Origin of the sequence: Bacteroides sp. AM37-9 (assembly GCF_003603455.1) — a bacterium.
Taxonomy (GTDB): Bacteria; Bacteroidota; Bacteroidia; order Bacteroidales; family Bacteroidaceae; genus Bacteroides; species Bacteroides xylanisolvens.
In genome coordinates, this window is sequence record NZ_QTNF01000066.1 from 1 (window position 1) to 9558 (window position 9558).

11 protein-coding genes are annotated in these 9558 nt (G+C 40.1%); all 11 read right to left on the reverse strand.

From position 1 onward, the window contains the following. Positions 1-157: 157 nt before the first annotated feature. Positions 158-964: a hypothetical protein gene (locus tag DW862_RS25155; protein ID WP_120071114.1), complete on the reverse strand. Its 807-nt coding sequence runs from the start codon at positions 962-964 to the stop codon at positions 158-160. 16 nt (positions 965-980) lie between these two features. Beyond that, on the reverse strand, positions 981-1349 hold the full coding sequence (locus DW862_RS25160) for a GntR family transcriptional regulator (RefSeq protein WP_087323969.1): 369 nt from the start codon (positions 1347-1349) through the stop codon (positions 981-983). Between the two features lie 11 nt (positions 1350-1360). Further along, entirely contained in the window at positions 1361-2197 is an 837-nt protein-coding gene (locus tag DW862_RS25165; RefSeq protein ID WP_120071116.1) for a hypothetical protein, read from the reverse strand. Between the two features lie 6 nt (positions 2198-2203). Beyond that, positions 2204-3049, reverse strand: coding sequence for an ATP-binding cassette domain-containing protein (locus DW862_RS25170; RefSeq protein WP_004316565.1), 846 nt, complete (start codon positions 3047-3049; stop codon positions 2204-2206). 171 nt (positions 3050-3220) lie between these two features. Continuing rightward, on the reverse strand, positions 3221-4687 hold the full coding sequence (locus DW862_RS25175; RefSeq protein ID WP_055236633.1) for a tetratricopeptide repeat protein: 1467 nt from the start codon (positions 4685-4687) through the stop codon (positions 3221-3223). Between the two features lie 21 nt (positions 4688-4708). Then, positions 4709-5653 carry a PstS family phosphate ABC transporter substrate-binding protein gene (locus tag DW862_RS25180; protein WP_044135562.1) on the reverse strand — a complete coding sequence of 315 codons (945 nt, stop codon included), beginning with the start codon at positions 5651-5653 and terminating at the stop codon, positions 4709-4711. A 3-nt stretch (positions 5654-5656) separates the two neighbouring features. Next, the gene (locus DW862_RS25185; protein WP_008026540.1) at positions 5657-6472 is read right to left on the reverse strand and encodes an energy transducer TonB; all 816 of its coding nucleotides are present in this window, start codon (positions 6470-6472) and stop codon (positions 5657-5659) included. A 26-nt stretch (positions 6473-6498) separates the two neighbouring features. Beyond that, on the reverse strand, positions 6499-7152 hold the full coding sequence (locus tag DW862_RS25190) for a biopolymer transporter ExbD (protein ID WP_004316569.1): 654 nt from the start codon (positions 7150-7152) through the stop codon (positions 6499-6501). 15 nt (positions 7153-7167) lie between these two features. Then, a complete protein-coding gene (locus DW862_RS25195; protein ID WP_004316570.1) occupies positions 7168-7773 on the reverse strand; it encodes a biopolymer transporter ExbD in 606 nt (201 codons plus the stop codon). Between the two features lie 33 nt (positions 7774-7806). Then, positions 7807-8604, reverse strand: coding sequence for a MotA/TolQ/ExbB proton channel family protein (locus DW862_RS25200; protein WP_004306909.1), 798 nt, complete (start codon positions 8602-8604; stop codon positions 7807-7809). A gap of 154 nt (positions 8605-8758) precedes the next feature. Further along, positions 8759-9199, reverse strand: a complete 441-nt coding sequence (locus DW862_RS25205) for a hypothetical protein (RefSeq protein ID WP_008026543.1) — start codon at positions 9197-9199, stop codon at positions 8759-8761. Between the last annotated feature and the right edge of the window lie 359 nt (positions 9200-9558).

The following is a 9558-nucleotide window of genomic DNA, read 5'->3' on the forward strand; positions in this document are numbered from 1 at the left end:
CAAAGATATGGCGGCTAACAACTTATGTCAAGGCGGAAAATAGAATGGTTACTATCTCACTTTTAGAAGGCACTTTAAAAGCCGTTATTGCTCCTTTTTAGTTTAGCTACTGTCTAGTAATTCGTATTATATTTTATATCTTCATACCTATTGCCACTTATTCGGGCGTTATCGTAATCTCCGCCTTTTCCCTTACATTCACCTGTAACCGTGCATCTTTCTTCAGAGGTGTCCACACTACCCGCTTACATTCTCCTTTTTGCAAATCGTTAGAATGATGATTGCTACCACTTAGATATTCCGTTCCCAGTTCCGTATTCTCAAAGGTCCAGTTCCATACACCGTCCAAGTTCAGATAGAAATTCTCAATCTTACTATTTTTTGCATGAAACGACAATCCATTTCCCTGAATATCCAACGAACGAAGCCGGCAAGAATCAAGAGACATGTCATAACGGTTGCCACGGACAAATAATGAATCCGTTTGCACATCCTTCAAATTCAATTTCACACTTTCCGTGTTAGCAATTATAGTAGTCAGCGAATCCACCACCAGATTCACATGAAGCCCATACATAAAAATGTGATCTTTGTGCTGAAGCTTTTCAGGAATGTTATTCACATTCAAATCTAACTCCATCAATAAGGTATCATTTTTTTGAGTAACCTTCAAAAACTTCCCTTTCGGATACGAAATTTCTTCTTTTCCCGATGACGCATCAGAAGAAGATATGTCCATTTCACCACTTACAAACACGCGTTTCGTCTCAGGAACTCCGTCCTGACTTGTGAAAACATTAATCACATGTATGCCATTCAACTCCATTTGGGTCTGCTCATCACCTACAAAGATTCCATCTTCCCGATAGGGTTTCCCCGACATAGATATGAAAATAACAGTTGCCACAATTATAAGCAACCCGGAAACGAGAAGGCCCATAAATATATACGTAGTACGTTTCATAATATTCCGTCTTTTTTTATTTCTGCTTTTTTATAAACTCATGATACATTGTCTCTATTTCTTTTATCGGTATATCAAGCGTATACAGCTGACGAAAGAAATAGTCCAGTTCTTCCTTCAGAAAAGTATTTTTACGAAGAGAATGAATCAGCTCTTTTGCTCCCGAAGCCACAAAATATCCAATGCCCCGTTTATTATAGATAATATTCTGTACCTGAAGATAATCAAAGGAACGCATCACCGTATTCGCATTCACCTCCACAATGGCAGCATACTCCCTGACAGAAGGAATCCGCTCCTCTTCCGGATACTGCCCCAGCAATATCTCATCACAGATCCTATCTGCAATTTGTAAATAAATAGCTTTACTTTCTTTAAAATTCATAGGCTAAGGTATTACATTCTATTAACAATTTCAGATTCCTTAAAGCGGAAATAGGCCAATGTCCAGTTCATCAATGTAAAGAATATGCCAACAACAATCATAATACTCATAGCCGTATCTTCCGACATTCCAGTGAACACATTTTCCGAATAATAGTTGCCATTCTCCAAGAACATTTTGCTCATAAAAACAGCAAGTAAGAAATATACGATAGCAATAACCGTTCCCGATGCAAATGTTTTCAGGAACGAATTTTTAGGCCAAATAGAACTACCTAATACGAATAAGGATTGCACAAAGAAATAGGCTGATAACAGGGCTCCAAATTGTAACCCGGTCCGACATAATGTATAATAAGTCTTTCTTTCTCCAACCAGATGCGACAAGTCGACAGGAATGATAAAGTCCTTCTCCTCCGGATAAGCCAAAGAATAGATAATAAAACGTGTATAATCCGCCAGTTTATAAGAAATCAGGAAAATGACCAGGAACACAACCGTAAAAACAAACCACCGGGAGAAAAACTTCTCGAAAGGAGTTGCCGGAACCATTAACATGGAAGTACGGCTCGTTTTCGTTTTCATCTTTTCCATTGTAAACGAAGCGCTCAAACAACCAAATCCCCACAAAGACCAGATAAAAACGACTAACAAGAATGTCCATGCAGGATCTTCGATCTGACCTGAATGCCAATATCTATACTCAAAATATCCGTTCCAAACCATTACTACTGCCATCACTCCATACATCAACACCATACGAAGCACATTCGATCTCCAATTCTCTACCATCTCCTTACGGCAAAGATTCATAAAACGAGGCAAACTGAAAAAAGTATCTTTTATCATCGTCTTTTATTTTTGAGTGTGAAACAATCGGGCTATCTCTTCAGGAGCAGCCAACGTAGCATTAAAAAGAAGTTCCAGATTTAATTCCGATTCTTCCTGTTCTTCGTTAGGAAGTATCAGGTAATTCCCCTGAATAGTAGGGATTGCGAAAAGAGCATTTTTCGCCAGTTCCCGATTGTCACTCTCCACAAAGAAAAGTTTGTCGCAAATATTACTTGTAGATTCATCCAGCAACACACGGCTGTCATCCATAATCAATACATGATCGAGCACCTTATCAATGTCACGAACCTGATGCGTAGAAATTACAATCGTCTTATCATCCGACATGCCCGATGCTATAAACTTACGGAACTGACTTTTACCGGGAATATCCAGCCCGTTGGTCGGCTCGTCCATCAACAAAAGAGAAGTGTTTGTAGCAAGCGCAAAGCTCATGAATACTTTTTTTTTCTGTCCCATAGAAAGTGATCCGAGATCAATATCTATATCCATTTCAAAATAATGGAGATATTTAATCATCTCCTCCTTGCTGAAACGGGGATAAAAAGGGCTGTTCAACTCCACATAGCTAACCAGAGAGACTGAAGGTAATTCAAACTCTTCGGGAACTAAAAACATATCCTGCAAAGTAACCGGTAACCGTCGGCGCACATCTGTATCGTGAAACACCACTTTGCCGTTTTTAGGAGTCAATAACCCGGACATCAGATAGAGAAGAGTAGACTTTCCCGCGCCATTCTTTCCCAACAGTCCATATACCCTGCCGGACTCGAACGAAAGCGAAAAATCATGTAATACCGCACGCTTCGATTTACGATAAGTAAATGAAAGATTTTCTACTGTAATCATAGCATTTCTGTTTAATGAACAATGTTTCTTAGTGTATTAGTGTAATAGTACACCGCAAATGTAGGCAATCTTTTGAATATTCCAATAGAAAAGGAGAAAAAAGTGCAAAAAAAGGAGGAGCTAAGATCACTCTCCACTCCTCCTGTCACGACAAACAACTAAAATTATTCACTATTTGATGCCGTCCAATGCCCTTTTAGCAGTAGCATTAGCGGGGTCTATAGCCAGAATTTTATTCCAGTATTCTATGGATTTATCTTTATTAGCCTTTGCTTCGGCCTTCAATGCCGGATTCTCGATCGCTAACAAATAGTAATATCCAAGATAACTGTAACATTCAACCAAAGCTGAATTGTAATGAGGATCATTTTTGCTTTCCAATAAAGCAGCCACTTCCTCATAGAAAGGTTTCGCAAGTCCTTGAGTGGTTTCAGGGTCCAGTGCTGAATTGGCACGAGCTCTCCAGAAGTTACCCAAGTAGCTATCCGGTGCTGCTTCTGCAATTGCATGGAAAACAGAATCGGCGGACATCAACGCCTGCTTGCGTTCTTCAACAGTGATTGTCAATGAATCAGGTTGCGTACCAGCACCGTAATAAAGTCTACCAACCTGAAACTGTAAGTCCGGAGTCTGTTTTTCTTTATCAAGGGATGAATAATATTTCTGGTAAGCACTGATTGCTTTTTTATAATCATTCTTCTGTTCGTAAGCAGAAGAGATATTTTTATATAAATCCGTCTTTTTCGGATCCATCTTTACCGCTTTCTCATATTGTATTACTGCATCATCATATTTTTTCAGACTTTCCAGCAAGTGCCCATAATACATATAATCCAAATAAGAATAATCGGCTTTTTCACATTCATTGAAGAAGATGTCCGCTGCCTTTATCGCTTCATCAAAACGCTTCAGGTCAGTATAGTTATACATTGCCAGACGGTTGAACGCAGCATGATGGGCATTCTTTTGTAATCCCATATTAGCCACTTCGAGCGATTTCTCAAAATCATGGTTCAAAAATAAAGCAAACGCATACTTCACCAAATCTTCTTCCGTAGCAGTAGGCCCCATTGCAAAATTCGCATAAGCTTCTGCCGCTTTACTAAAATCATTTTTTAAATAATAAATCTCGGCTAGTTTTTTGTCTACGGCTGTGTTGGACGGTTCCAGGGCTTTCAATTGGTTCAGCTTTTCAATAGCAAGACTTGCATTGGCTGATTTATAAACATCTGCATATTTCAGATAAGCTTCCGTACATTTCGGATCGAAATAAATCGCTTCTTCATATTTCTGAGAAGCGAGACCCGCATTTTTCTGCTTCATGGCAATATTTCCTTCCAATACAGAAGCAAGAGCCGATTTACCATTCGCTTTTCTGGCAAGAGTTGCATATTCTTGCGCTTCGGGAAGTTTGTCAGCATCCAGATACGTATTTCCAATAGCTACCAAAAGTTCCACATTCTTTTTATTCTTTCCTTTAATCAGATGCTCGGCTTCTTCAGCAGCCTGTGCCGGATTCGTCTGAATAGTTTCTTTCAATTTGGCAACTTCCGCCTGCCATTCGGCATCGGTTGATTGCGCACAGAGCGACCCTACTGCTATAAACGCTCCAGCTAAAAACATTTGTACTCGTTTCATGATAGTCTCTAATTTTAGTTATTATTCGTCTTTCACGTGGACAATACGCACCGGCTGTGTAGCCGGAACAAGTCCGGATTTTAATATAATCCGCTGCCCCTTGTCGGATGTCATAAAAGAAGCAAATCCCCAGGGCAGCCCACTGCGAGGATCGTTCAGTAATGCATAGATGGATCGTGCCAGCGGATAATTACCATAGAACAGATAGGCCTGATAAGGCTTATAGCTGTTCGCAGGAGTTGCCACATCTTCAGCACTGACTGCCATCACTCTGATCTCTTCACGAAAAGAAAGATTGGTCGTATCACTGCGGTTCCCCAGCCAGTTAACTCCAATAACTCCCATGGCATCAGGATTCTTCACTACATAGTCTATCACCTGCTGGTTGGTTTTCAAGGCACTGACGTTACCTTCAGCCAACGGTTTCCCACCACAGATTGAGTCCATTGCAAAACGTACGGTACTGGAATTCTTATTATCGAACACCACCTGAATCCCTTTCAAGCGGGAATCCGGATTTACCTCTTTCCAGTTTTTCACCTCACCGGTGAGGATGCGACGGAAATCACGTACACTCAACAAAGAATCCGGATTAGCACGATTCACGATCAATGCCAGACCATCCGTAGCCAATTTTATCTCGCGAGGGAAAAATTTACGGCTGTGGAATGAATTCATTTCTTCCTTAGTCAGTGTCCGGGTTGTAATAGCCAACCGGACACTGTCTTTCAGAAGTAAATTAATCGCTTCCACTTCAGTTGTGTAGCGAGGAACAATCCCGGCCAAAGGGTAAAGGTTTTCAAACACCTCTATCTCTTCTTGTATGATAGGTTCGAAACTCTCATCCGCTGCAATAGATACCACACCGGAAGAATAAGTATCCGTCGGCCCTTTCGATTTTGAGTTACAAGCACTCAACACCACCAACGCTACGAGTCCTATCAGCCTAAATTGTCTCTTCATCATCTTTTATTGTAATCTAAACATTACCGGAACGGTGAACTTCACACGTACCGCTTTTCCATTCTGTTTACCAGGGAGCCATTTCGGCATGCTTTTTACCACACGCACAGCTTCCTTATCCAAATAAGGGTCTACACCACGAGCCACACGCACATCAGTGATAGAACCATCACGTTCCACAACAAACTGTATAATAACGCGACCTTGTGTTCCATTCTCCTGTGCAATAGTCGGATATTTGATGTTCTTACCCAAGTAAGCCATCAATTCCTGTTGACCACCAGGGAAAGTCGGCATCTGTTCTACCATATCGAAAACCTTTTCCGGTTCCGGTGCAGCCTGTGTCACCACCTGCTTAAGGTCAGCAATATCTTTACCATTCGCCTCGTCGTTACCTTTTACGTCGGCAATAGAGATGGATACTTTAGTAGCATTCAAATCCTCCTGGCTCTTGATCTCATTATCTTCATGCACCTCTTCATCTTTCTTGATGACAGGAGCAGTAAACTTGATAGAACTCTTCAGTGCAGGGGGAGGAGGCGCCACCGGCTCAACCCGTTTCATCTCTTCCTGTTTGATTTCCGGTTCTGCCAATTTCGACAAGGTAGTCACCTCTGTCATCACTTCTTTCTGCTCCGGAGTTGCCAACTTAAGCAGTGTAGGGATGCTAAATCCGACTGCCGCTATGATTACCACAATCAACATGGCGACATTGTGTCGTTTTGTTGAATTGGCACGCATTCTATATGCTCCGTATGCCTGGTTCTTGCCTTCAAAAATCAGTTGACACCATTCCGAAGAAGCTAAATCTAATTTTGCCATTTTACTTTTCTTTTTTGGGTGTTACATCAATTATCGGCTAAGTTCTGTGACAATCCACCTTTCGCATCAAAATTCTTGATTAAGAATTCATCAGCTTCCGCAATGTCTGTTATCACATATTTACCAATATTACATATCTGCATTTCGTCCAGCGCGTCAATCAGATTCATATAAGAAGCGTCATCCGTAGCTTTAATAATTACGGTCGGGGTATCCTTTCCGCTCTTTATCTCGGAAACCTGCTTCTTAAATTCGTCATCCGTTATCTTAAGATCCAATTTCTGTTGTTTCAATTCTCTTACTTTATTGACAGCAACAGCATTTTTCTGAAGAAGTACGGCACGCAGTCCATTTGCACCGTAGCTAGTTTCTTTCAACGAGGTATAGTCCTTATAATTAGGTTCTCCCTCATAATAATAGAGTTTATTATCAGGCCCCAGCAATAGTGTAATTGCCTGTGAAGCCTTCACCATACTCTTCTGGTTTTCAGTAATATCTTTGTCATTACTCGGCATGCTTATTTCCATCGTCTGAGGTTTGCTCAGTGTGGTACAAAGCATAAAGAAAGTAATCAGCAACATGTTCATGTCCACCATCGGTGTAAAGTCCACCCGGACAGTTATCTTTTTTTGCTTGCTCTTTCCTCTTTTTCCGCCGCTCTCTTGTACTTCAGCACTCATTGTATTTCCTCCTTTTTAATTTTCAGATTCTGCTTTGAGAGAAGTAATCAGATTGTACCGATTTTCCCGCAAATCCTGAAGTGAGTTCATAACGTTCTTTATCACTGAGTATGGAGTCGTAGCGTCTGCCTTGATGGCAATACGTAGATCAGCGTTAGCAGTACGTGCATTACGTACCCACGATTTAAACTGATTATCAACACTATCGCATGGAATACCTTCATTCTTAAGGATCTTATCCCGTTGATCTTCGGGGAGATCAAGATATTTCTGCATACTTCTGATAGGCACTCCAAAAGTAGAAGACAACATAAATCTCTTCTCTTGTTCCGGAGTAAACTTAATGCCATACTCTTCACCCATGCTCTCCAAGACAGCCTGCATATCCTGCTGCTTGTCGAGGCTCATAAATATTTTTCCTTCCGGATCAACCAGAATCTGGAGTACATTAGTCTCCGGAATCTTGATTTCCGATACAGAAGCCGGAGTGGTAACTTGCACTGGTTCCTTCTTCACAAATGTTGATGTCAACATAAAGAAAGTCAGAAGCAATACAGTAACGTCACTCATAGCGGTCATATCTATGAACGTACTTTTCTTTTTAATTTGCGCTCTACCCATGATTAATAATAGATTTTATAAGGGTTCGCAGAATTAGTGAGTAGCTGCAAAAGTTTGCACGATAGAGAATCCGACTTCGTCGAGTCCGTAAGTCAATTTATCAATTTTGTTAGTGTAATAGTTGTAAGAGATAACAGCCAATGCACCAGTCAAGATACCGAAAGCAGTGTTAATCAAAGCTTCAGAGATACCTTGTGACAAAGCCATAGAGTCAGCACCACCACCAGCAGACAAAGCAGCAAATGAACGGATCATACCGATTACAGTACCGAGCAATCCCATCAATGTACCTAGAGTGGTGATGGTAGCGATAATCGGAAGATTTTGTTGCATCATCGGCATTTCCAAAGCAGTAGCCTCTTCAAGTTCTTTCTGGATAGCCAACAGCTTCTGTTCTTTAGGAAGAGATGTGTTCTTTTCCATTTCTTCATACTTACGCAAAGTAGAAGTTACTACGTTAGCAACAGATCCACGTTGTTTGTCACAGATTTCCTGTGCTTTCTTCATGTCGCCGGCAGCTAAAGCGTCTTTGATGTTAGCTACAAATTTAGACAATGAACCTTTACCGAAAGCAGAACGAAGAGCGAAATAACGTTCGATGCTCAAAGCAAGTACGGTTAACAACAATGTCTGGATAATAGGCACGATGATACCACCTTTGTAAATAGTACCCAACATGTTCAACGGGTGATTGTTCGGGTCATTGTTCATAAAGTTGGACGGGTTACCTAACAGGAATTGGAAGATACATACAGCTATTACTAAACAGCAGATGATTACGATACCGGCATTTTTTATACCTACAACTTGAGTTTTTTTAGTAGTTTCCATAATAAGTTTTTTTGTTAAGAAATTAATTTTAGTTATTTAGGAAGTAAAAATTTCGATTAGGCACACTGCGCTACAGACCCTGCAACTTTTAAAAGGAAAAAGTCACACAGTTCATACAGAGTACGAAAAAAAACGGATAATAGGGGGAAATAAACTAAATAAGGATATGTCTTAGAGCGAACACATAGTAATCGCTACACGTAATGGAGTAATGTGGATCCTTATCCGAATAAAAAGATTTACTTTGATCTAATACTAAAGAATTCTCTCTTAACACGAGAAACTTATGCATAACGTCTTTCAAGGAGTCATTGATTTCAATGATTCTACGCAGGCGATAATTATTAGAGTTTGATTCAGTTACTAATTTAAATCCTAATTCTACATCAGAAATAGTTAATGACTGCGAGTTATCATAACTAACTGACTGATTATCTACAGAAGAATTACGATTAACATCAGAAGACGATTCTGACAGTTGACAAGAAGCTTCACAGTTTGAAGCATAAGCCGAAAAATTCATAGCATTTCCACCCATGCTAAAAGATAGCATCAGCAGCACAAAAGCTAATATGAATTTCGGCGAAAGTTTCATTGTATTTTTAGTTGTTTAAATCGTTCGTTATAGATTCGGCGACAAATGTAGCAATAAAATGTACACGAGTATCATTGTTCACATCATTTAAGCATAAAAATTTGTCTCTACTATAAGAACAAGTTCTAAAGTGTTTTGTTCTAGGGAACATCATTTTAATTTGTTAAAAAAAGCATCTCTATTGAACAAACTATTATGAGGTTTGATCTGCTAAAAAGGGCGGTATAAATACCAAAGTACCATTGATAAATCAAAAAACAGAAATTTTGCAAAGTACCCAAAACAGAAAGCCCCTTGATTCGTTGTTGAATCAAGGGGCTTCTCTAAAAACGGCGGCTACCTACTCTCCCACTGTTACG